General features: G+C 55.1%; 14 protein-coding genes. 4 read left to right on the top strand and 10 right to left on the bottom strand.

What is annotated here, in order from left to right; all coding sequences use genetic code 11:
* The first annotated feature begins 288 nt into the window (after positions 1 to 288).
* Positions 289 to 1,581: a nickel-dependent lactate racemase family protein gene (locus tag SH248x_RS14815; protein WP_459555069.1), complete on the top strand. Its 1,293-nt coding sequence runs from the start codon at positions 289 to 291 to the stop codon at positions 1,579 to 1,581.
* A gap of 62 nt (positions 1,582 to 1,643) precedes the next feature.
* Here SH248x_RS14815 and SH248x_RS14810 read toward each other — a convergent pair whose 3' ends face one another.
* The 5 genes from SH248x_RS14810 to SH248x_RS14790 form a co-directional block, all read right to left on the bottom strand.
* Complete coding sequence (locus SH248x_RS14810; protein ID WP_459555068.1) at positions 1,644 to 3,071, bottom strand: DUF1552 domain-containing protein; 1,428 nt, start codon at positions 3,069 to 3,071, stop codon at positions 1,644 to 1,646.
* Positions 3,061 to 5,433: a DUF1588 domain-containing protein gene (locus SH248x_RS14805; RefSeq protein ID WP_459555067.1), complete on the bottom strand. Its 2,373-nt coding sequence runs from the start codon at positions 5,431 to 5,433 to the stop codon at positions 3,061 to 3,063. The genes SH248x_RS14810 and SH248x_RS14805 overlap by 11 nt, the downstream gene beginning before the upstream one ends.
* A gap of 371 nt (positions 5,434 to 5,804) precedes the next feature.
* Positions 5,805 to 6,614 (bottom strand): 4-hydroxy-tetrahydrodipicolinate reductase, encoded by an 810-nt coding sequence (dapB, locus tag SH248x_RS14800; RefSeq protein WP_459555066.1) that lies wholly within the window; start codon positions 6,612 to 6,614, stop codon positions 5,805 to 5,807.
* 84 nt (positions 6,615 to 6,698) lie between these two features.
* On the bottom strand, positions 6,699 to 7,772 hold the full coding sequence (gene queG / locus SH248x_RS14795) for an epoxyqueuosine reductase (protein ID WP_459555065.1): 1,074 nt from the start codon (positions 7,770 to 7,772) through the stop codon (positions 6,699 to 6,701).
* Between the two features lie 47 nt (positions 7,773 to 7,819).
* On the bottom strand, positions 7,820 to 9,691 hold the full coding sequence (locus tag SH248x_RS14790) for a tetratricopeptide repeat protein (protein WP_459555064.1): 1,872 nt from the start codon (positions 9,689 to 9,691) through the stop codon (positions 7,820 to 7,822).
* A gap of 376 nt (positions 9,692 to 10,067) precedes the next feature.
* Between SH248x_RS14790 and SH248x_RS14785 the strand changes: the two genes are divergently transcribed.
* The 3 genes from SH248x_RS14785 (at position 10,068) to SH248x_RS14775 (ending at position 12,812) form a co-directional block, all read left to right on the top strand.
* Positions 10,068 to 11,477, top strand: coding sequence for an ActS/PrrB/RegB family redox-sensitive histidine kinase (locus SH248x_RS14785; RefSeq protein WP_459555063.1), 1,410 nt, complete (start codon positions 10,068 to 10,070; stop codon positions 11,475 to 11,477).
* A gap of 99 nt (positions 11,478 to 11,576) precedes the next feature.
* On the top strand, positions 11,577 to 12,128 hold the full coding sequence (locus tag SH248x_RS14780) for a response regulator transcription factor (protein WP_459555062.1): 552 nt from the start codon (positions 11,577 to 11,579) through the stop codon (positions 12,126 to 12,128).
* Positions 12,129 to 12,314: 186 nt separating this feature from the next.
* On the top strand, positions 12,315 to 12,812 hold the full coding sequence (locus SH248x_RS14775) for a DUF1802 family protein (RefSeq protein ID WP_459555061.1): 498 nt from the start codon (positions 12,315 to 12,317) through the stop codon (positions 12,810 to 12,812).
* 197 nt (positions 12,813 to 13,009) lie between these two features.
* Here the strand turns inward: SH248x_RS14775 and SH248x_RS14770 are convergent, their stop codons facing one another.
* The 5 genes from SH248x_RS14770 to SH248x_RS14750 all read right to left on the bottom strand — a co-directional run bounded on the left by SH248x_RS14770 (position 13,010) and on the right by SH248x_RS14750 (position 22,439).
* The gene (locus SH248x_RS14770; RefSeq protein WP_459555060.1) at positions 13,010 to 16,213 is read right to left on the bottom strand and encodes a tetratricopeptide repeat protein; all 3,204 of its coding nucleotides are present in this window, start codon (positions 16,211 to 16,213) and stop codon (positions 13,010 to 13,012) included.
* 302 nt (positions 16,214 to 16,515) lie between these two features.
* The gene (locus SH248x_RS14765) at positions 16,516 to 17,820 is read right to left on the bottom strand and encodes a glycosyltransferase family 4 protein (RefSeq protein WP_459555059.1); all 1,305 of its coding nucleotides are present in this window, start codon (positions 17,818 to 17,820) and stop codon (positions 16,516 to 16,518) included.
* A 104-nt stretch (positions 17,821 to 17,924) separates the two neighbouring features.
* Entirely contained in the window at positions 17,925 to 19,562 is a 1,638-nt protein-coding gene (locus SH248x_RS14760) for a J domain-containing protein (RefSeq protein ID WP_459555058.1), read from the bottom strand.
* Positions 19,559 to 20,710 (bottom strand): hypothetical protein, encoded by a 1,152-nt coding sequence (locus tag SH248x_RS14755; RefSeq protein WP_459555057.1) that lies wholly within the window; start codon positions 20,708 to 20,710, stop codon positions 19,559 to 19,561. Before SH248x_RS14755 ends, SH248x_RS14760 begins: the two co-directional genes overlap by 4 nt.
* The gene (locus SH248x_RS14750; RefSeq protein ID WP_459555056.1) at positions 20,703 to 22,439 is read right to left on the bottom strand and encodes an Hsp70 family protein; all 1,737 of its coding nucleotides are present in this window, start codon (positions 22,437 to 22,439) and stop codon (positions 20,703 to 20,705) included. Before SH248x_RS14750 ends, SH248x_RS14755 begins: the two co-directional genes overlap by 8 nt.
* Positions 22,440 to 22,658 lie beyond the last annotated feature (219 nt).

The raw sequence follows: 22,658 nt of genomic DNA, 5'->3' as shown, positions 1-22,658 counted from the left end.
GGGGCGTGTTGTAAAACCCACGTCGGTGAAGTATCAAAGAGCGTGGATTGATTCATGCTACCGGTGTCCTCTCAGTCAATCAACCTGCATCGTTAGAAACACTTGGTAACATGTTGTCTCTGAGGCCAGCGGGGAGTGTGAACTCCCTGTCTTCAAGGTCTCGTTTCAGCATGTGATCGGCTTCAGGATGTGTGCCACGGCTGTGTCAGCCGTGCGAGTTCACGTTGAGCGTCGATGCAAAGACCACGGCCGACACGGCCGTGCCACACAACAGAAACAATAGACATCATGCGATATCACCTGCATTACCACAAAGGGACTTTGGAGATCGAGCTGCCGGACTGGGCGAAGGTCGATGTGATTGCGAAGCCTTCGATGCCGGCGGTGAGTGATCCGATGCGTGCTGTTGAGGAAGCACTTAATAAGCCTGTGGGAAGTGCGCCGATTGAAGTGATCGCGAAGGGTGCCAGGACAGCATGTCTCGTGATCTGCGACATCACGCGACCGGTGCCGAATCATCTTTTTCTGCGTCCCCTCATTGAACGTCTTCATCGGGCGGGCGTGCCGCTTTCGGGGATCACAGTGCTGGTCGCGACGGGGCTTCACCGGCCCAATGAAGGGGACGAGCTGGCAGAGTTGATCGGGGATGCCTGGGTCCTGGAGAACGTCCATTGCGCGAACCACTTCGCGAGGAATGATGATGAGCATACTGATCTGGGGAAGACGCCGACGCGGGGGACGGTCGTGCGAATCGATCGACGGTTTACGGACGCCGATGTGAAGATTGTCTCAGGGCTGGTCGAGCCACACTTCATGGCCGGGTATTCTGGTGGGCGGAAGGTGATCGCTCCGGGGATCGCACACGCCGAAACGATCACGACGTTTCACAACGCAGCGTTCATGGGGAACCCGAAGGCGACGAACTGCAACTTTGATCGCAACCCGCTGCACGAAGAGCAGCTGGAGATTCTCAAACTGCTGGGACATCCAGAGAAGCCGATTCTGGCAGTGAATACGATCATTGATGAAGCGCGACGTTTGTCATTTATCAATTTCGGGGACGTGCTGGCCAGTCATGTCGAAGCAGTGAATTATGTGAAGCAGTTCTGCGAAGTGAAGCTGACACAGCGTTATCAGACAGTCGTGACGTCGTCGGCAGGTTATCCGCTGGACAAGACGTACTACCAGACGATCAAGGGGATGGTCGGTGCGGTCAACGCGATGGCAGCTGGAGGTCAGCTTTACATTGCATCGAAGTGCAGCGAAGGTCTCGGATCGGAAGAATTTCGTGAGGCGCTGCGACGACTGAAGTCGCTGGGGGTCGACCCGTTTGACGCAGCGATTCACGAACAATCACATGCTAATATCGATGAGTGGCAGGTGCAGAAGTTGTTGGAGCCAACGCGACAGGGGCGCGTCTTCCTTTATTCGGATGGACTCTCCGAAGATGAGAAGGCGATCACGAACGTCACGTGCGTGGGCTCTCTGCAGGATGCGTTAGTGAAACGAGTTGTTGAACGGCCCGAGGAACGCATCGCGTTGATTCCTGAGGGGCCGTATGTCATCCCGTTTGCGGAATAGGAGGTGACTGCTTTCAAGAAGCAGGCACCTCGTCACAAGAATACGCGACGTTCTGTTGCGTACTAAGCAGTCGTCAGTTCCGGGAGGACACCTTCGCCGCAGAAGTTGGGGTTGCCGAAGTGGTCGACATGGTGGCCGAAGGCGTGTGCGATCGACATATGCAGGCGGTTGTGGGTGACACTCTTGAGTTGGAGAGAGCGTCCCATTTCCCAGCCTAAGCCGCCGCCGACGATGGTCAGCGGGATGTCGTTGAGAGTGTGGCTGGCGCCTTCGCCGAGTTCGTTGGTCCAGATGATGGTGGTGTGGTCGAGCATCGATCCGCTGCCATCTGGTTCTGGCGTGTCGGCAAGTTTCTTGGCGAGATAGGCCATCTGCTCGGCGTACCAGGTGTTGATCTTGATGAGGTCGTTTTGAGCCTCGTCGTTGGTGCCCGGTTCGTGAGAAAGGGTATGGTGGGATTCTTTGACACCCAGCCAGCTCATGCGTGCCTGGCCGACGCTACAGGTGTATTGCAGAGACGCGACGCGGGCCATGTCGTTGACGAATGAGTTGACCATCAGGTCGATCTGCATCTTGCTCAGCTTCGGCATGTTCTCATTGTCTTCACGGATGCCGGCTTCCAGCTCGAGAGGGGGTTCACGCAGCTTCTGATCTTTGGCAGCTTTGAATTCATGCTCCATGTGACGGACGAAGGCTTCGTGCTCATCGAGCTTGACCCGATCTTCCGTGCTGAGCGTGCTGCGGACGTTCTTCAGGTCGGACTGCAGCGAATCGAGAATGCTGATAACGGCAGCCTGATCTTTAACCTGACCGTAGAGTTTCTCGAACATCGCATAGGGGTCATCAATGGGTGCGATCGGCTTATTGCGACCTGCATAGACCATGCGGGTCCAGGGGTCGGCTTTGTCGGGAACGTTGACGCCGAATTCGAGAGACCCGAAGCGGGTGCGTGTCTGATTGTTGGACTGCAGATAGCCTTTGATCTCCTGGTCGATCGACAGGCCACTGGCCCAGCCAGCGGGAGTGTGAGAGCCGCCTTGAATGTTCCCGGGGAGCAGTTCGATGCCGGTGAGCAGGCAGCTCATGCCGCGCATGTGGTTATCGCCGTCGCCTTGGACTTTGTCGCAGACCCCTTTGACGATGAGAGTTTTGTCTTTGAATGGTTCCAGAGGCTTCATGATTTCTTTGAAGGTGAAATCACGACCGGCCTGATCAGGCCAGTAAGCCTTCGGGACGATTCCGTTGGGGCTGAAGAGGATGATCATGCGCTTGCGCGGAGCGACGGGCGTTGCGCAGTATCCCAGGCTCGGCAGTCCTGCGATCAGCGGGAAAGCAAAGGCAGAGATCCCCAGATCGCGCAGGAATTCCCGTCGCGAGCGTATCAGGAAGCCCTGCTTTTCGCTCGACAGGCCCGATGGTGACGCGACGTCGCGGAAGGAGCGATGTGAATCGCGTTCCTGATCGTGAGAGTGCTCGTGATCACTGGACATGGGCGACCTCCTGGGTGTTCGGGCTGGCGTCATGCATCGTGATTCTCACGATCATTTCCAGCCAGAGTCGTCGAATGTGGAAATTGTCATTTTCAAACTGCAGGACGAGCTTCTCGCGAAGGTCATTCCCGTAACTGTTGATCGGCTGCTTGGCAGTGTGGTGGAACAGGTGATCGATGAACGCGCCATGGGCATCGGGTGACTGGGCGATGTATTGCGCCAAGTCACGAGCATTTTTGAACGCGACTTCCTGGCCGTCATCATCGACATACGTGGTCGCGGCGTCGACGGGTTTGGCGTCGTAGTTGGCGCGGAAGCGGCCGAGGGCATCATAGTGTTCGAGCGTGAAACCGAGAGGGTTGATGATGCGGTGACAGGTCTGGCAGTTGGCAGCAGAGGTCATCTGGGAAACCTTCTCCCGCATCGTCATGCCAGGGTCGAAGTGGGCATCTTCAAACAGGTTGGCTTCGGGTGGGGAACGCAGTTCGCGGTTGATCAGACGTCTGGTGACGAAGACGCCGCGGTGAATCGGCGAGCTTTCCTGTTGGTACGCAAATGCAGCCATGACGTAAGGGTGCGTCAGCAGTCCGGCACGTGCCCCTTCGTCGAGAGAAAGTTGTTCGAAGGCTTTGATGTCCTCTTTCTGGACACCATAGATTTTTGCCAGTCGCGCGTTGACGGGGTACTGAGCGCTGGTCATCAGCTGGCGGTAATCGGACTGCTCGCTCCAGACGATTTGATCGACATACATGTCCAGCGAAGTGCGAAGATCACTGACGGCCTGACTATCGAAGTCTTTGTCGAGAGTCTCACTTTTGGAAGGAAAAGGTTTTTCGTCGAGCGTCAGCCAATGGTGGGTGAACTCGCGGAATTTGGTTTTCGCACGAGGATCTTTCATCATCTCCAGCGTGACTTCGCGAACCTGCTGCTCGGTCTTCAGACCGCCCCAGCCGACGCGGTCGCGCAGTCGGTTGTCTGGATAGCAATCCCAGATCGCCAGCGACAGACGAGTCGCCATCTTCATGCCTGGGTCGTCGGTCGAGGTGATGTCTGGATACAGGAAGCGTGGCGATTTCAGGCAGAGAATCGCAGTCCGTTTGACGGCGTCTTCCAAGGGGGCGTTGTTCTCGAAGAACTGGTCGACGTACTGTTGTTGCAGTTCGCCCTCGAGCTTCATGCGAAGGCAGCGCCCTGCGAAGTCTCGGCAGAGTTTGTGGATCTTCTCGCGACGCTTGGCGTCATCATCCTCTTTTTTGACATCGGCCAGCTTGTTGGCGTTGGACCACATGTAATTGGCGGCTTCGATCGCCGCTGATGTCGTCGCAGAATCCCAGGCGTTGGAAATCGTCAAGCCACGTCGATATCCCGAGACACTGTCATCAGCAGGGAATTTGGTCTGGCAGATAAAGACACTCGGACACCACTTCGGCGAAAGGTTGCTGTTGGGGATCACGTGCATGGCTTTGAAGGGGGGCTTCCACTTCAACGCGATCGAGGCAGACGGGTCTTTGAACTTGAACATCTCGAGCTTGAGAAAATAGGCCCGTCCGCCAACGAGTCGAATCACGCCCGAGAGTTCGCGTTTCTTGCCTGCTTCGGCGACCCAGCCATCGATCAGCGGTTCTTCCCCGTTGTTGACAAACAACTTGAAGCCGTTTTCCGACTCGACGGCGAATTCATAGTCGCCGGTTTCCTCAGCCAGAACGCACCCGTCCCAGCGAATGCGGAACTCTTCGTGCGTCTCTGGCTCTTTAATTGGCGACTGATCCTTGAAGTCGAAGTCGACATTCGGATCAATCTGGGTTTCTTCGCCGTTTTTACCCGTCTTGCGTTTGGCTGCGTAATGAGCTTTCAACCCGCGTTCGGTTCCCCAGTCCGTCGACGACGGCGGCCAGGGAGTCAGCAGATCAGCGAGGGTAGCGATGTATTGATCGTTGGTCAGGTGGACGAGTTCACGTTTGGCGGTGACATCGATATTGCGAGCCTGTGGGGAATAGAACTTATCAAAGACGTACTTCGCGACCGCCTTTGATTCTTCAGCGTTGCACTTGTCTGGGTCGTCCTCGGGCATCGTCTCGTCGATGACTTGAGCCAACGCGTCGACATCGAGCGTCCCGATGAGCGGGTTGGCAGTTTTGCCTTCGACTCCCAGTCCCTTTTCGCCGTGGCAGGAGGCGCAATGAGTTGTGTAGACGGCTTTGCCATCGACCTGTGCCAGCGATGATTGCGAATTGATCAACAAACACAGCATCGCCACGATGGCTGTGAAGAAGCCGCTCCACACGCGGGTGGACGTCGTCGCTGGTGCTTTGAGTTGGGGTTTGCGCATCATTGTCTTGATCAGTGGACGGGTGGAAGTCATGGCTGATTCCCACGTGAACATTGCCTTAGGCAACGGTCACATCCAAGTGTGAAGGCGGGCAGATGAGGAGGGGACGGCGCAGGCAGCCGTCAACAGGGAGGGAGTTGACCTGCGGGCCAACAGAAATTCTGTCGACTCGGACCAATCAACTTCTCTCTATATTTACTGCTATTCCGAAGCGAAAGTCAACGATCATCTTCCTCATCGAGCAGATCAACCGGATCTAACGAACGACCGGACAAGATGTTACGTGACATGGCAGAAATTCAGTGGGTCGATCTGGTATCGACCTGCGCAAAGAAAAACCCACTGTCTGCCCGCCGCTTACCGCGGGCATCAGTGGGTAAATTGTTGAACGTAAACGGCTTACGTTAACCTTCGGACAGCCCCAGCACGTCCTGCATGTTGTAAAAGCCGGCGGGTTTGTCGACGAGGAACTTCGCAGCCGCGAGGGCGCCGTACGCGTAGCTGTCACGGGTATGGCCGCGGACGTAGACTTCGAGCGTCTCTCCCATCATCCCGAAAACGATACTGTGTTCGCCGACGTTGTCGCCGGTGCGGAGGGCGTGGTAGCCGATTTCGTTTTGTGGACGCAGTCCGGTGCGACCTTCGCGGCCGTGGCGGTGGACGGACTGTTGCATTTCCTCCGCGACGATCTCTCCGAAGCGGAGGGCGGTCCCGCTGGGGGCGTCTTCCTTGAAGCGGTGGTGACGCTCGACGATCTCGACATCGACCCCGTCCGGCAGGTTCTTGAGCGCCCGAGCTGCATCGCCGACGAGTTTCATCGCGACGTTGACCGCCATGCTCATGCTTGGTGCGATCAGAAATGGGGCGACCTGACCAACCGCCATCGCAGTCTGGCGTTGCTGCGGCGTCAAACCGGTCGTTGCAACGACAAGTGGAATCTGTCGTTCTTCGCAGACCTGAGCGATATCGAGCAGGCCTTCGGGGGTACTGAAATCGATGATGACGTCAGGGCGTTCGGTGATGTCTTTGGTGATGGAAACGCCGATGGCGCCGACGCCGGCGATTTCACCGGCATCACGTCCCAGGAATCCGGAGTGATCCGATCCGTAGGCGCCGACGATATGAAAATCGCTCCCCTGGCAGGCGAGGACGACCAGCCGTCGCCCCATGCGACCTGCCGCTCCGTTAATCCCGAGTTTGATGCGCTTTGACATTGCGGTGACATCCTGAATAGCGTGTGTAATTTTCAGACCAGTTTACCGCGCCGGGGTTGGGTTTTCTATGATGTTTGAAGAGACTTAAAGCACCCATTGTGACACTTGAGTTGCAGAGTTGATCTGCTCGATTGCCCAGGTGGCGGCTTCGCGAAGTAACTCTGATTCATGCTCATCTGCTGTCAGAGCTGATAAGGCAGGCAATGCGGTGACCAGTTTCTGGTTCCCGGCAACCATCGCGGCATTTCTCAACAAAGCAGCACGTCCGGGGCGCATCATCGGTGTGTTTTTGAAACGCTCGTGGAAAATTTCTTCGGACATGTTCAGGAGCACAACGAGATCGAGTTGTTCTAGATCTTCTCTGGCTTTGAACTCCGTCATCGACGCGACAAGGTTGCGTCGGTTCCAGGGGCAGACTTCCTGGCAGATGTCGCAGCCAAAGATCCAGTCGGACAGGTAAGGACGGAGAGATTCGTCGGTTGGTTCGTGGCGTTGTTCGATCGTCAGATAGGAAATGCAGCGACGGGCATCGAGGACATACGGCGTGACGAAGGCATCCGTCGGGCAGGCTTGCAGGCAGCGAGTGCAACTGCCGCAGTGGGAGGTCTCATGAGGCGTATCGACGACGAGTTCGACATCTGTCAATAACGATGCGAGGAACAGATAGCTTCCCTGATGTTTGTTGATAAGCATCGTGTTCTTGCCGATCCAACCGAGGCCTGCTTTGCGTGCGAAGTCCCGTTCGAGCAGCGGGGCGGTATCGACGGTTCCGCGAGTTCGACAGCCGGGGACGAGACGCTTGAGTTCCTGGGCGAGAAGGTAGAGTTTGTCGCGGAGGATGTCGTGGTAGTCATGCCCCCCGCGGGCGTAACGGGCGATTTTCCCCTGGCCGGTTTCGACGTTTTGTTCGGCGAGGTTGTCATAATTGACTCCGAGCATCACGACGCTGACGGAATCGGGCATGACTCCGGCGGGGCTTTGGTAAGCGTCGGCTCGTCGCTGCATGTACCCCATCGAGCCGTGGAACTGTTGTTCGAGCCAGTCTCGGAATTCGCCGTAGGTGTCTGCTTTTTCGGCGCACGCGATCCCGACGAGCGAGAACCCGAGTGAACGGGCATAGGACTTTAGCTGTGTTGTGATTTCGGAAGAGGCCACCATGACGCAATGATAGTCAAACGAAGTAGCCCGCGCAATGACGGGGATGCCTATGCACCTTCCGCGTGGAGATGGGGATTGATGAGCGAGTCGAGATCACGGGAAAGCTTCAGCGTGTCTTCATGATCGGCGCCGAGCTTTTCTGTGTAGGTGACGAGCGCCTTGTTGCCGCACGAGATTGATTTGTCAATCTGTTTGAGTTTGCGGTGAAGATTCATCATGCGGTGGTTGATAAACCCGATCACGAGGTCGTTTTCCGGGAAGTATCGCCCTGCGACTTTGAGTCCGTCCTGTGCGAATCGCAAGGCCTGCTGGTAGTCCTGAAGATACTCCTCGACAGCGGCGAGTTCGCCATAGATTTCGAGGAGCCCTTGGTCTTTGTCGCCGTAGAACTCGATGTGTTTCTCGACAGCATCTCGGTAATGCTGACGGGCGTCGTGAGGACGTTTGGTCGCGAAGCAGATGCGTCCCAGCAGCGCCAGCGTCTGAGGCATCAAGCCGTGGCAGGTTGTTTCGTTGAGATTGAGAATACTGAGAATCTGACGGGCGTAGTCTTCTGCTTGCTCGTACTGACCACGATCGGCGCTGAAGGTCGCGAGGATCCAGAGGCAGTCGAGCAGGCGATAGTGATAAAGGCCGTAGGCCTGTTTGATGAGATCGACAGCCCCTTTGATGCAGGTCTTCGTGCGGTTATCGCGGTGCCCTTTGTCGTAGACTTTGGCGAGAAGGATCAGCAATCGCGAGACTTCGGGGTGATGCTGGCTGTGGGCCTTGCGGACGATCTTCATGGCATCGTCGAGAGCATATTCGGACTGATTGAATTTCTTCTGGTCGAACAGGATGCCCGACTTGCCCACGAGCAGGGTCGCCTGCTGCATGGGATCGTTGATGTTATTCTTTTTGGCGAGTTCTTCGGCGTGGAGGTAGTCTTTCTCCGCGTCGTCGTAGCGTTTGAGTTGACGCTTGATTTCAGACAGCAGCAAAGACATCGGGATCAATTTAGGACTTGTCGGACCATAGAGTCCTTGAGCCAGTTCGACGGCTTCCTCCGCGAGTCCCAAAGCCAGATGAGGGAAACGCTGTTGCAGGCGAATGTCGGAAAGCGTGACCAGAGTTGGAATGAGAGCCTGCGCACGTCCTGCCTGAGCAGAGAACTCGCGTCGTACAGCGAGGGCCGCTGAGAGCATTTCATCCGCAGCCTTGAGTTGCCCCAGGCTGAATTCTAATGAGCCGAGATTATGACGACTTTGTGCAACGAGTGAATGACTCTCGGGCAGCAGTTGAAGGCGGATGATCAGGCTTTCCTGAATCAGCGGATAGGCATCATGATGCTGCCCGCGCTGGCGATAAAGTTCGCCCAGGTTGTTGAGGATCGTTGCAATCGACAGATGCAGCGGCCCGCGATGTTTTTTGAGCATCGCGAGGTGCGTCTTGAGAATCTCTTCCGCTTCAGAATAGCGGCCAAGGGTGATCAGGATCGCTGCATGGTTATTGCGAGTGCGGGAGAGTTCGTCGAGGAGTTCCTGCGGCTTGCGCTGCGTGATGCTCAAGGCATACAGGCAGATCGAAAGTGCCAGTTGTGACTGCCCGACCTGGTACAGGCTTTCGGTCGCCTGATTCAGGAAGACACTCACAGGACGGTACAGCATCAGACTGGTCGAGTTCACCAGTTCGAAAATGTGCTTGAGTTCTTCATTGACCAGCGGTTGGCAGTCACGCAGAGCCAGGCACAAAAGCAGGGTGGTATGCGCTTCCAATCGCCAGAGATGGTACTTCTCGAGATTGGTGGTGTCTTCATCGTCGAGCAGGGCGATGAGCTTGTAATTGAAGGTCTCTGCTTCGCGGTATTTGCGAGACGACAGCGCCACGCCAGCCAGGCGGCGGAGTTCTTCGATTTCCTGTTCAGCTGATAACCGGCTCATACGACTGTGCACTGGATGCTCACGCAGATGTGTCTGGCCGCAACGGGAGTGACGTCTCCCATCGACAAGGTTGCTGCTGCCATCGTGAGCGGCATTGCGAAGTGAAAATGAAAGCGTCTGCTTCCACTGTACAGTTTAGACGTCGTCTGAAATTCCAGTTGAGAATTCGATTGTCATCGACCAATCAAACACCACAAACTCGCTACAATTCTGAAAAACCGTCGTATTCCGCAGAATCGATCTGGCGAATTCGCCCCAAACGCCAGTCGGAAAATCATTTACGTCTAAGATATTGGCCCGGTCATCCCCTATCATATCGAAGTTTTCCACATCGGCAAACGATCGATTAGTCCATCTTTGAAGTCGAAGCTGACAGATGTCAACTCCCGTTACGCTGACTCATCACGATCTGGCCACTGAGCTCGTCCGCTGGTTCATTCAGCTACGCTGGGTGGCGGTCTTCGGTCAATTGACCACAGTTCTGGTGGTCTGGTTCGTCCTGCATATCGATGTCAAACTGATTCCGCTGCTGATGATCATTGCAGCCACCTGCATCAGTCAGGTGGCGTTGCAGATCGTTTTCTGGCAGTTGCGAGCGAGAGCAAAACGCACGGGGTTAGATGTCTCGCCGACCTCGATGCCGCCCAGGCCTGAGGAGCAGGGGATCCTGGCGCAATCGATCATCGGCATCGTCATGGCGGCGGATCTTGTCGTGTTGACATTGCTGCTCTACTTCAGCGGCGGGGCAGCCAATCCGTTTGTTGTTTTCTACATCGTCAACTTATGCTTAGCGGCGACGATGCTCTCTGCGACATGGAGCTGGATTCTGACGGCACTCTCGCTGTATGGCTTTGTGTTCCTGCTCATGTACAGCAAGCCGCTGAGTATTCGGGAAGGACAAGCCGAGATTCGTGAGATCTTGCGTGGCAGTCAGGTGGGGATCGAGCAAGTCGGATTGTTCGTTGCGGTGACGACCTGCATTGTCGTGATTGTTTATTTCACAACGATGTTGAATTCTCAGCTGCGAAAACGGGAACTGGAGCTGCGTGAAGCAGAGCGTCTTCAAGCCAAGACCGACAAGCTTCAGGCGTTGGGGACACTCGCTGCGGGGGCCGCGCATGAACTCGCGACGCCGCTTTCCACGATCGCCGTCACTTCGACCGAACTTCATCGAGAACTCCAGCGACTGGAGGCATCCCCCGAGGTTCGTGAGGATGTGAAGTTGATTCGCTCGGAAGTCGATCGCTGTCGGAAGATCCTTGATCGCATGTCGATCGAGGCCGGACAGATGACCTGGGAACAGATCGAAACTATCACGATCGAAGAGCTGTTCGATGAGATCAACGAAGACCTCAAGCACCGCGACCGAGTCCAGTTTCAACTCGATGAAAGCCTAAAGGAAGAAGAGCTGACGATTCCGCTGGGACTGTTGGCTCAGGCATTGCGCGGGATCGTCAAGAACGCGATTGAAGCGACCCCTCCTCCCAAACGGATCAGCTGCAAAGCCGAATTGATCGAACTTCCGACCAAGGGGAATGCAGCCCCTAAGCGCGTCGCGAGACTGCTCGTCATTGATCAGGGGCAGGGGATCACGCCGGATGATCTCGTTAAAATCGGCGATCCTTTCTTCACGACGAAGCCGACCGGGCAGGGCATGGGACTGGGGCTATTCTTAGCAAGGTCGGTGATTGAACGCCTGAAGGGATCGATGACGATCAACTCCCAGGCCGGTCAAGGGACGACGGTGACCATTACGCTGCCATTGAATGGCTTGGCCAAAGCGTGACATTTCGTCTCACCCATTCGATCCCCTTTATCATTGGCCATCGCGATCGAACTCTCTAAGATGAGGTGTCCTTCCAATCCTTGACGCCAGGTTTTTTTCATGGATAGCGCAACCGCGATTTCGACCGGCAGACAGATTCTCATCATGGATGACGATGACATGCTGCGCACACGACTCGTGCGGGCATTTCAGGTCCGCGGGTACGGCGTGGTTCAGGCTGCCTCGTACGATGAAGCCGTCGATCTGCTCCATCAGCAGCACATTGACTTCGCGGTGGTCGATCTGAATCTCCCCGGCCGGACCGGCCTCGATTTTCTGAAGACGGCAGAAAAAGTCTCACCATCCACTCGCTCTGTTGTGGTGACGGGATATGGGTCAATCGTCTCTGCTGTCGAAGCGATCAAGCATGGTGCTCACCATTATCTGACCAAGCCCGCTGATGCCGACGAGATCCTGGCTGCCCTCTTGAGTGATGACCCGTCATCGCTGACCGATAGCTCGGCCTTCAAGCCACAGACGCTCGCGGAAACCGAGTGGGAACACATTCACCGGATCCTGTCAGAGACAGGGGACAATATCTCCGAAGCCGCCCGTCGTCTGGGAATCCCCCGTCGCACACTGCAGCGGAAACTCAAGAAACGCGCACCGTAACAAAATTGTCCCTTCTCCCTTGAGGGGAGCTGTTTTTCGTTCCTTCTCCCTTGAGGGGAGAAGGTGCCCGCAGGGCGGATGAGGGTGAGCGCTAGGCAAGTGTTCGCTATGATTTCCAGACACGCGACAGGCATCACTCCCCATCACCGGATTCCTGAAACAACCTTCTAGATTGTCGGTCAAATCATGAAGCCAGCATCAAACATCGCCTTCAAAGAATGGGCCTCCGTCTGCGAAGCGATCGCAGCCGGGAAGCAGACGACCATCTTGCGCAAAGGCGGAATTCATGAAGGGGATGAAGGTTTCCAGCCAGAGCACAGTGGATTTTGGCTTTACCCGACGCAGTTCCATCAGACCCCTGACGATCTTTCGATCGAAGGCGTTCCGTTCCTGGAACTTGCTCAGGAGCACCTCCCGGAAGACAACACGATTGTGTTACGGACGTTTGTCAGTGTCTCGAAAGTCGACTACGTCATCGACGAAGCGCGACTTGATGATTACCGCGAGCAACACATCCTCTCGGACATCGTCGTTCACCGACGATTCCATTACAAACAGCCGGGGCTCTACATCCTGCACGTCACCGCGAGCAGTCTGGAAACGCCTCTCGTGCTGCCGTTCGATTATTCTTACGCAGGCTGCCATACCTGGGTCGAGCTGACTCAGGCTGTCGAGACGCCGTAAGAAGCTGTTTGCTCGCACCGGTGAGTTTGACGTGTGTGCCACGGCTGTGTCAGCCGTGCCGTATTCATTCGAAGTGGACGTTTATTGCGCGATCGCACGGCTGACACAGCCGTGGCACACAGGGGATGTCTCTTTCGCTGCTATTCTGTGCAACGCAGGACAGCGGCTCGGACGGAGCCTCGCCCTCCCGGCGGCAGTTACTTTCCTGACGTCAGCTCAGCAAGACGTTCCTGTGCTTTGGGGGCTTCCAGCGAGTTGGGAAACTCCTGCAGCAGTTTCCGATATGAATCGAGAGCGTTGTTCTGGTGGCCGAGCATCTCATCGCATTGAGCTGTCTGAAAAAGAGCCGCTGAACGCCACAGATCAAAACCCGGAAACAGCAGATAGACACGCATGTAACTGGTCAGCGCATCGCTGTAGCGCTTTTGCATCAGGTACGTCTCCGCCTGGTAGAAGTGACTTTGGACGGCGGCTTCATTCTTGACGGTATCAAGAATCTGCAGGGCCTTCGTGAAGCTGTCATGGGCATTCTGAAATTTTGCCTGCGCGATATTGCAGCGACCCGCGATGACCTGAGCATCGGCTCGTAATGGGCTTTTGGGGAACTTCTGATCAATCTCGCTGACCAATGTCATTGCTTCGGGATACTGTTTACTGCGACGGGCAGTTTCCGCTGACAGTAACCAGATCGATGCGACCGATTCTGCCATGGGCTCAGACGTGAGCGTGGATGATGCAGGTTCCAGTGTCGTTCTCAGTTCGCCCAGCAGGGTCTTGGCGGCGTCGAGCTGGTCCGTTTCGACAAGGGCTTTTGCTTTCTGATAAAGGACATTCAGCGTCTCAAGATCATTGAGGAGAAGTTCTGTATTCGTCGCGGGGGTTGCCGTCGGAGAGACCATCGCGAGAAAGGCATCCGCTTGCGTCACAACTTCCTGCCAAGCTTTTTTACCAGCCGACAGCATGACGAGTTGATAAGCAGATCGCTTGCGGACGATGGGATCAGCGTCTTCTCGTGCCATCAAAAGCTCAAAACGTGTTTTGCTTCGGTCGACGTCGCCGTTGATAAAATCGCTTTCGGCAAGAACCAGCAGCGCATCGTCTGCGCGCGAACTGGTGGGGCAATCGCTGAGGAGTTTTTCATAGATGACATCTGCTTTGGCGTACTCACCAGATTCATAGTGCAGTAAGGCCCATTCGTCGTAGAGCTTATCGAGATTGACCTGCTCTTCGATCGAGAGTCCTTTCAGCGATGCGACTGCTGTCTGGTAAGCTTTGTCGGATGCATCATTCTGCTTTTGCAGACGAAATGCGCGGGCGGCTTCTTTCGAGCAGCGGTACATCTGCAGTACGACATCAGGAGGAAGCTCCTTGACGTTTTTGTCGACGTAAGGGGCATACCCGTCCGTAAAGGTCTTGGCTGCCAGCGGCAGTTGACCAGCCTTCTGCAACGCCACGCCTGCCATATGATGGGCTTCGATCGCGGAGGCGGGTTTTTGATTGGTCAGCTTGGCCAGTTTCAGAAATCGCTGACTGGCGACGTCGTATTTCTCCTGCTCATACGCAGACCAGGCCTGTCCCCAGAGCGCGGGCACGTATTGCGGGCTTTTTGCTCCCTTTGAGACGACCTCGTCATAAAATTCATCGGCTACGGCGTACTGTCGTTGCTTGTAAGCATCTTCAGCGACCTGCAGGGCCAGGCGTGATTTGACGTCGTCATTCACATTCAGTGTCAATAGTTTTCCGAGAACGCCGCTTGCTCCTTGCGAATTTCCAAGGCGTCCCATGGCGATCGCCATTGTTGTCAGGACCTGTGCTTCGGTCGCTGAATCTTTGCGTGCTTTGTTTGAACTTCCTAGATAGCCTTCCGCAGCTTCGATCGCATTCTTATTTTTGTTCAGCGCCAAATAGCTGATCGAAAGGACGGCGTATGCTTCTGGAAAATTCTGCTGGTTTGTTTGGACGTCCATCATGGGCTCGAGAAGATTCAAGGCCTTCTGGTACTCCCCGGCTTTGTGGTACGCGCGAGCTGTCTGATAACGTGCTAAAAGACGGGTTGATTCTTCTGCTTTGGAGAAGTCGATTTTCTCCAGATAATCAGCTGCCTTGAGAAATTCCTGACGTGCTTCGACTGGCTGATTGGTTTCGATCTGCGTCCCCTTGCCGATGAGCATCTTGGCGTTCAGGATTTCAGCGGTCTGCTTCCATGACGAGCTGTCATACTTAGCGTGAAACTGCTTGAGCAGCTCTTCTGCTTTCGTCCAGTTCTCAGCAGTCACTTCCAGATCGAGGCTACGAATGATGGCATCGGCGGCTCGCGCGTGATCGGGGATGGTCGCGAGCAAGTTTTCCCAGGTTTCGAGGGCATCCTTTGTCTTGCCGACATAGGCCAGTGACATTCCTGTCTGATAAATCAATTCCCCGCCGAGGCTGCCGGTCTTCTGGTCTTCTGGAAGAAGGACGGCTGCAAAAGACTTGAGGGCGGCTTCGTGATCGCCTTGCATCTGTTCGCTCATTCCCTGCCAGAAAATCGCTGTGACGGCGTAATCGGGGTTCTTCCTGGCTTGTATGTAGGAGCGGATTGCTTCCCCGTAACTGCCTTGTGCGTAGCTGGCTTGTCCGCGGTTCAGCCAGACATACGAAACGAGGCTGTCAGTGGGGAAACGCTTGAGAAACTGATCGAACGAGGCGACCGAGGCGGCGTAATCCTTCTGGTCATACGAGATGAGCGCCAGTTTGATTAATGCCTGAGCAGCCCGCGGCTGGTTGTCTGCACCGGCAATTTCCGAATAGATCTTGCGAGCTTTCTCATACTGACGGGTTGCTTCCAGAGCCTTCGCCAGACCAAAGCGGCTGTCTTCGATCAGCTTGCCTTGAGGGTACTTCGCCAGCGATTTTTCGAAGATCGGAACAGCTTCCTGCGCTTTGTTATTTCTCAGCAGCGTATCGCCATAATACGGCAAGCCCCATTCCAGGAGCGGATCATCGCCCGCTTTGGCCATCCATGTTTCAAATTCCGACTCAGCGGCTTTATAATCCTCAAGCAGATAACTGCATTCCCCGACACGGTAGAGGGCTTGCAGCAGGTTCTTATCGGGTGGAGTCGCCTTCAAATCCGAGGCGTTGACATACTCACGTAACACCACGCGAGCGGGCTCATATTTGTTGAGATTGATCAGCGCCTGGCTTCGATAAAGCCGGGCGGTCCCGACTTTTGAATCTGCAGGAAACGACGTGATGAACTTCGCGAACGCTTCTTCCGCGAGTTCGTAACGCTGCTGTTTGAATAGACCAACTGCGAGCGCATACTCATCATCCGCCTGAATGGCGTACGATGAGGAAGTGATCATCAACATCAAAAGACCTGTCAGTAGGACAGCAGGCCAGCGTGCAAAGGTTGTCATAGCGGAGACTTCGGTCGTGAGAAGAGCAATTCGAATCGTCGTTCCACTTCATTATGCGCGCCAGTTTGTGACATACAAGACGCGGGGTTTCCCCCAGCCCAAATTGAAGCCCACGAAATCGCGAAAAATACTTAGAACCCAACCAATTAGGCAGTCTGCGGAGCTTTTGCAGGACGTCAGAAAATGAACCGCAGATAAACTCAGATCGACACAGATAAAACGACAAACAGGATTTGGGTTCCTGCTGTGACAGGTTCACTTCAATTGTTGCTTTTCTCTGTGGTCGTCAACTTATGCGGGACTCACTGTTTCTTCTGTGAGGTGAGTTGTTCATCGAACGATTCTTTCAGCGCATTGAGTATCACGCGAAAGCGAATCGTGATGGCATCCAGGCTATGATGCTGCTCGAGATAGGCTTGTGTCTGCGGGGATGGTCGTGGCGGCGATTTGATGCTTTTAACGAATTCGGCCCAATCCCCATTTGCACAAACACCAGCGTGTGATGACTTCAGAAAACGTTCTGCGACATTGAGGCTGATGATCGGGCGCTCGCAGACAGCGGCCTGTAGAAAGGTGTTTGGAAACCCTTCCTGGCTCGATGTGCTGATCAGTCCTTTGGACTGTTGGAAAACGGCTGGCATCTGTTCGTACGGAACACTTTCCACAATTGTGACATTCGCAGGGCATTCCCGACGGATCTCATGTTCAAGTTCCTGATCGCGCGGATTGAGAATCATGAGGAACCGCTCGTCGGGGCATTCTCTGGCCAACTGAATAAGCAACTGGGGCTGCTTGTGATGCCGCTCACATCGCCCTACCCATAACCAGGCGTTCGATGCGATTCTGATTTGAGGCGACAGCGATTCGGCGTACTGAGACTGCTTGTGCCACCAGTCAATGTCGATCGGGTTTTCGAGGATTATGCTCTCACGGTCAAAGCGTTCCTTAAGCATCACCTGTTGCTCAGGTGTTTGGACGACGATCTGATCTGCATTCTTGAGGATCCACCAAGTGTCCTCCGCGCGATCTCCAAACTGCGAAACATACCCAGTGCCAGGTCGATTTCGTTCATCGAGATCCCCGTCCCAGGCGATCATGACAACGGATGGCTGACCCGCCTGCTGGGCTGCTTCGATCAGATATTTTGTGTAATAAGAAACACCAAAGCTGACGAAGACATCGGCTTTAGTCGTCGACAAGACCTCGGCAAATGATGTCTGCTTTTCCGAGGGAGACAGGAATTTTAAGGTCGCGAGTTTCGCCAGACCCGTCAGAAGACGAGGAGTCCAGCGCCTGACTTTCAGCCAGGGAAACGAGTACGTCCGAGTCAGGTAAGGCGATAGTTGGGAAACCGCGTGACTCCACTTCGATTCAAACGGGACGACTTGGACATCCTCGATTGTTGAAGACGTCGTAGCGATGTCGCGAATCACAAACGAGACCTGCGTGTGAGGCTGTCTGGCCAAAGCTTTTGCCAGCGTCCAGGCACGGACTTCCATCCCGCCAATGTTTTTTTCTGGTCGTTTAAAAACGACACCGGCGGCATTCAAACAAACCATCGCGATCGACAACGACGTTTGCTGGTGCTGGTCGTTGCTGTGGCTCACAAGTTGTTCCTGTCGGTGTCAGTTTGGATGAAAACTACCTCGTGAAGTTTAGCTGACTCTCGCAGAAACGATAAGCAGGATGGTGTTGGCTGTCATCTGGAGAATCAAAGTGCGCGGGACGTGACAGCGAGCAGAAGCAGATCGGTGTCGTAGAGAATGGCACGACTGACGGCTGGCTTGATTCCGGGAAAACGATTAACGGCATTTTTCGGATCGAGCAGGATTGGGAACGCGCGAACGGGCATCGACTGGGCATCGAAAAATTCGAGCAGACGCTCTCGCTGCGGGCGATAGGAGCGTTCCAATAGTGGCCAGAAACAGGACTGAAATCGTGCTTTGATTTGTTTCTGGTACAAGTACAGAGAGCCCAGACCTGAGCACAGAAGTAAAAATAGAAGAAGACCACCCGCAAGAAAGAGGCCATCCGATGAAAAGGCGGCAAAGACGAGAAGCAACAAGCCGCAAAACAACAGCGTCGCCAGAAGCCCAATCGCAATGCTGCCGGCCAGTTGAGATCCATACCAGATCCAGGTCGGAACGTCCTTGCTTACCTCCGCTAGAAACCGTCGGAAATTCAGGATCTGGCCCTGATTGACGCCGCCGATCGGACGAATGACTCCGCCATTGATCAGCAGGTATTCCCAAAGCTCAGCCAGAGGGTAGTTCGCATGTGACTGAGAGACTTTGGTCGACAGGATGCTGTCGCGTCGTTTGCAGATTTCGTCAGTGGCTTTCAAGAGTACGTCGCGTCGCCCCTGGGGCGGGATCGTCAAAACCTTCTGGCAGATCTCGCGGATCTTGCGCGCAAGTGCAGTCTCATGATCAGGCTTGGTCTGTCCTGGGCGCGCCAAGGTGACCACATGCAGTGCACGTTCGAGTCCTTCGAAATCAATCCTCTGCCAGTTGTTGTCTGACTCCAGAAGTTTCATTTGTTTCTCAACCCAGGCATCCTCCTGAAACCAGGCAGCGGTCGGGAGCAGATCGACAAGAACGGACATGACTTCGGACCGTCCTGCGGCATGCGGCTGTAGCTCGCTGTCCCAGAGTTTCAGGCAGCGTTTGATCCCGTTTGTCTTGACGATCCCGAAAATCAGCCCTGCAAGAAGTTCATGGCTGACAGCATGAGGACGCAGTGCAACAACACGTTTGATCGCTGCTTCGAAATCGAGGGTTTTGTTCGTGGGATCGTTGTAGTGAGCTGCCAGGATTTCCATGAGCGGGCGAGACCTGGGGTAAGTCTTCAGCCCGTCCCACAACCAACTCTCGAACGATCCTCGATCCGGAAACGACTCATGACTGACGATATCAGAGAGGATCGCCAGGTCGACAAAATCGTCGGCAGATTTCGTCGGCTTGGCCAGCAGCTGACGAAAACTTTCCTCGGGCTCGGACGGATCAATGCCGATGACGATGGGTTCGGGGCTTTCGAGGATCCCCCAGCGTTCATTGGGCCAGGATCCGCTGGACCCGCTTTCGTAGTCCTCGGAAGTCGACATCTGAAATGTGTAGGTGGCGCTGCTTCCCTGTTCCAGACGGGCCTTGAGGGTCTCATAGGCACGTCGGATCTTTTGAAACTCGTCGGGGGCGCGATCCGGCTTGAACTTCCGAATCAGCCTACTGTAGGAGAGCTTCAGGTCGTTTTCGGTCCACTCTTCGGGGAGAGCAAAAAATTTGACAGGGTCGCGCGGAAGCAGAGACCAGTCGGGTTCATTGTTGTCAGGCGCGGGAGGTTTGTCCGTCATGGATTCGCTGGTCCCTCAGCATCTGGTTGAGTTGAGGGCACTGGCTGCGGTGCAGGATCTTCACTGCCTTGAGGTCGACTCAATGGGAACTTGCTTTGCTCCATGATTTCGTGAAGCCGCTGGAAAGTTGCATGGTGATGCTGCAGCAGGCGTTCCTCGTTCTCCCTGATTTTTGCATCAAGCTCTTTTCGCTGTTCGTCAGAGTTCTCTGTCGAGTTCTTGGCCTTGGACAATTCTGCCAAAGCCGCAGGCCACTTTGGATCTCCTGGCCAAATAATCTTTCCAGCATCGGAAAGCTTTTGAGCTTTCTCCCGATCGGCCTTTGCTTGATTCGCTTTTGTCTGATCAGCAGCAAACTTCAGATTATCTCGTAATCGCATGGCCTGGGTATCGCTTGCCGTCCTGCTCCCGTCACGCATGAACCCGCGAACGAGTCCCGAGACGATGAAGATCCCGACCAGGATCAGCTGCCAGTTGTTCGATCCATGCCCGCTGCCAGACAACTCGAATGATCTGGTTTGTTGACGAACGCGACGATCCTCTCGTTCGATGAGGCGATCGATCACGGGCTGCGTGTCTTTGCCAGCTTTTGAGGAGCCTGCCAGAGTCGAAAGTTCTTTGACTTTGCTTTCAATCTCTTCGAGAGTCGTGCCGCAGGCGTTTGCCAGATCGCGGTGATGATCGCGAAATTCTTTGAGCTCGTTTTTCCAGAGGAGAACGGTCTTGCCGTCGAGGCGTCCCCAGAAATCGGCATTGAGGACGTACGGCCTTTGATCGAGCAGCGAGAAGCAGAGCAGCTCCCACAAATCTTCCTGGAGGTCACCTTCCTCGCGGACTTTCAGTAATTTCGCCCGCAGGGGCAGGAACTGGATGAGACGTTCTGCCTTGAGACTGACGGAATAATAACCGCAGCCAGCGAGGATCTTGAGTCGATCCAATAGCTGGCGTGGCGCGATGTCATCGTCCCAGGCGAAGCGACGTCTCAACTGAGCGAGTTCGACTTCCGCCTGATCGCGCGTAAGCGGGCGCAGCTTCTCGGGGGCGTAGGCACCGTTACTATCGATCCGTCGACGACGGCATTTGACCATCGAAGACGCATCGCTGCTCTTGCGGTATTCGAGCATCTCTTTGAGATACGCTTCACTCATGTTCGCCCCCCAGATCGCCTCCGAGGCCATATTCTTCGAGAACAGACTTTAAGGCTGCTTTGCTCGATTCAAACAGCTCGCGGTCGCCCATTCCCATGGCGGCTTCGAACTGATCGACGACACGTTCAAAGCGAGCGCGTTCGCTGGGCGGAAGCTCGCCGACGAGTCGCTCGCACATGCGGAGAAGCTGCTGATTCTCCAGTTCATCCCGGGGATAGAATTTCAGATCCTGCATCTTCTGGCGAGCCGCCTTGATCTCAGAGGGCGATAGATGGCCAGCGTGCTTGGTGAGAATCATTGATTCGCGATTGCCTGTCTCTTCCACGATGGCTTCGACTTCGAGCAGGCCGTTCATATCGTAGGTGAAGCGAACGCGAACCATCTTCCCCTTCGGCCCGCGCGGAATGCCCTTCAAAGAGAACTTGCCCAGCAGCAGGTTATCCTGCACTTTGCGGGCTTCGCCCTGATAGACCTCGATCGAGATTTCTGTCTGGAAATCATTGACGGTGCTGACGACGTGTTCGCAGGAGGTCGGGATCGTTGTGTTGCGGTGGATGATCGGCAGGAAGTATCCAGACTGGTACTGATCCATGCCAATGTCTTTGACGATGTTAATGCCCAGCGAAAACGGGCAGACATCGGTCAGGACAAGGTCCTGAACTTCCTGGACATCTTCCAGCAGAGCCCCCTGGACCGCAGCACCGAGCGCAACGACTTCATCGGGATTCAGTCGACACATCGGCTCCTTTTTCAATTCGTCTTTCACAAACGAACTGATCAGGCTCATGCGCGTTGCACCGCCGACGAGAAGGACCTCGTTGATCTTTTCCGGAGACAGGTTGGCATCACGAATCGCTTTGCCGACGGGACCTCGGACCCGGTCCATCAGAGATTTACTCAGTTTGGCGAACTCTTCTCGCGTTATCTGGATGCTGGAGCTATCGTCCGCAAATGACCCGTCTTTTTGAGGGACACGGATTTCGACGACATCCTGCTGGGAAAAGTCTCGCTTGGCTCGTTCGCATTCATGGAGCAGTCGTGAGACGAGCAGGGGGGAGGTCATCTCCGCGCGCTCCAGGCTGAGGCCTTGGCGCGAAAGAATTTCCGAGGCCAGGCGGTCGGTAAAGTCTTCGCCCCCTAAGCTTCCTTCGCCGGCGGTCGAGATGATTTCGAAAACGCCTTCGAAGACCTGCATGACTGTCACATCGAACGTCCCGCCCCCCAGGTCCATGACGAGGATCGTCTGGTTTTTATCGCGTTCGTTAAAGCCATACGCCAAAGCAGCTGCGGTTGGCTCGTTAATGATGCGACGAACCTTGAGGCCAGCCAGTTCGCCCGCCTGGACTGTCGAGCGTCGCTGATGCTCGTTGAAGTAAGCAGGGACGGTGACGACGGCTTCGGTCACTGGCTGTTTGAGAAATGCTTCTGCATCGGCTTTGAGTGCGCGTAAGACCATCGAAGAGAGTTCGACGGGTGACCAGGTTTTCTTGCCGAGAGGGACCTGACGGTCCATGCCCATCCAGCGTTTGAAGCGGCCGACGACTCGCTCGGGCTGGGTGACTTTCAATTCACGCGCGGCTTCCCCCACGACGACTTCACCGCTCGCCAGGATGCCGACCATGGAAGGGGTCAGGACATGACCGTGAGCGTTGGGGATCAGCTTCAATTCGCCATCCTGCAGGACTGCGCACAGAGAGTTCGTCGTCCCGAGATCAATTCCAACGATCATTGCCTTCGTTACCTTAACGTCTTCCACTAGCCTTAGATGTGAATGAACTACTGATCAAACCATAAGTCGGGAACTTTTTCAACACCTTTCGAGATCTGTGCTGGGGTGTCACAGTTATCAAACGCGCCGTTTGGCAAGAAAGAGCGTTCTCGCGGTTCAAAACGGAGTTGAATCAACTTATGCTGATGAGACTGCAGACGTTATCATCAAGAGAAAAGT

It is taken from the genome of Lacunimicrobium album (assembly GCF_052161635.1).
Lineage (GTDB): Bacteria > Planctomycetota > Planctomycetia > Planctomycetales > Planctomycetaceae > SXPC01.
The sequence above is the reverse complement of the archived record's forward strand: the minus strand, read 5'-3'. Positions and strand labels throughout refer to the sequence as shown.

Excerpts from the sequence above, each read along its gene's own strand:
- SH248x_RS14815 (WP_459555069.1), top strand. The coding sequence starts at position 289 with ATGCGATATCACCTGCATTACCACAAAGGGACTTTGGAGATCGAGCTG.
- SH248x_RS14810 (WP_459555068.1), bottom strand. The coding sequence starts at position 3,071 with ATGTCCAGTGATCACGAGCACTCTCACGATCAGGAACGCGATTCACAT.
- SH248x_RS14805 (WP_459555067.1), bottom strand. The coding sequence starts at position 5,433 with ATGACTTCCACCCGTCCACTGATCAAGACAATGATGCGCAAACCCCAA.
- dapB (WP_459555066.1), bottom strand. The coding sequence starts at position 6,614 with ATGTCAAAGCGCATCAAACTCGGGATTAACGGAGCGGCAGGTCGCATG.
- queG (WP_459555065.1), bottom strand. The coding sequence starts at position 7,772 with ATGGTGGCCTCTTCCGAAATCACAACACAGCTAAAGTCCTATGCCCGT.
- SH248x_RS14790 (WP_459555064.1), bottom strand. The coding sequence starts at position 9,691 with ATGAGCCGGTTATCAGCTGAACAGGAAATCGAAGAACTCCGCCGCCTG.
- SH248x_RS14785 (WP_459555063.1), top strand. The coding sequence starts at position 10,068 with ATGTCAACTCCCGTTACGCTGACTCATCACGATCTGGCCACTGAGCTC.
- SH248x_RS14780 (WP_459555062.1), top strand. The coding sequence starts at position 11,577 with ATGGATAGCGCAACCGCGATTTCGACCGGCAGACAGATTCTCATCATG.
- SH248x_RS14775 (WP_459555061.1), top strand. The coding sequence starts at position 12,315 with ATGAAGCCAGCATCAAACATCGCCTTCAAAGAATGGGCCTCCGTCTGC.
- SH248x_RS14770 (WP_459555060.1), bottom strand. The coding sequence starts at position 16,213 with ATGACAACCTTTGCACGCTGGCCTGCTGTCCTACTGACAGGTCTTTTG.
- SH248x_RS14760 (WP_459555058.1), bottom strand. The coding sequence starts at position 19,562 with ATGACGGACAAACCTCCCGCGCCTGACAACAATGAACCCGACTGGTCT.
- SH248x_RS14755 (WP_459555057.1), bottom strand. The coding sequence starts at position 20,710 with ATGAGTGAAGCGTATCTCAAAGAGATGCTCGAATACCGCAAGAGCAGC.
- SH248x_RS14750 (WP_459555056.1), bottom strand. The coding sequence starts at position 22,439 with ATGATCGTTGGAATTGATCTCGGGACGACGAACTCTCTGTGCGCAGTC.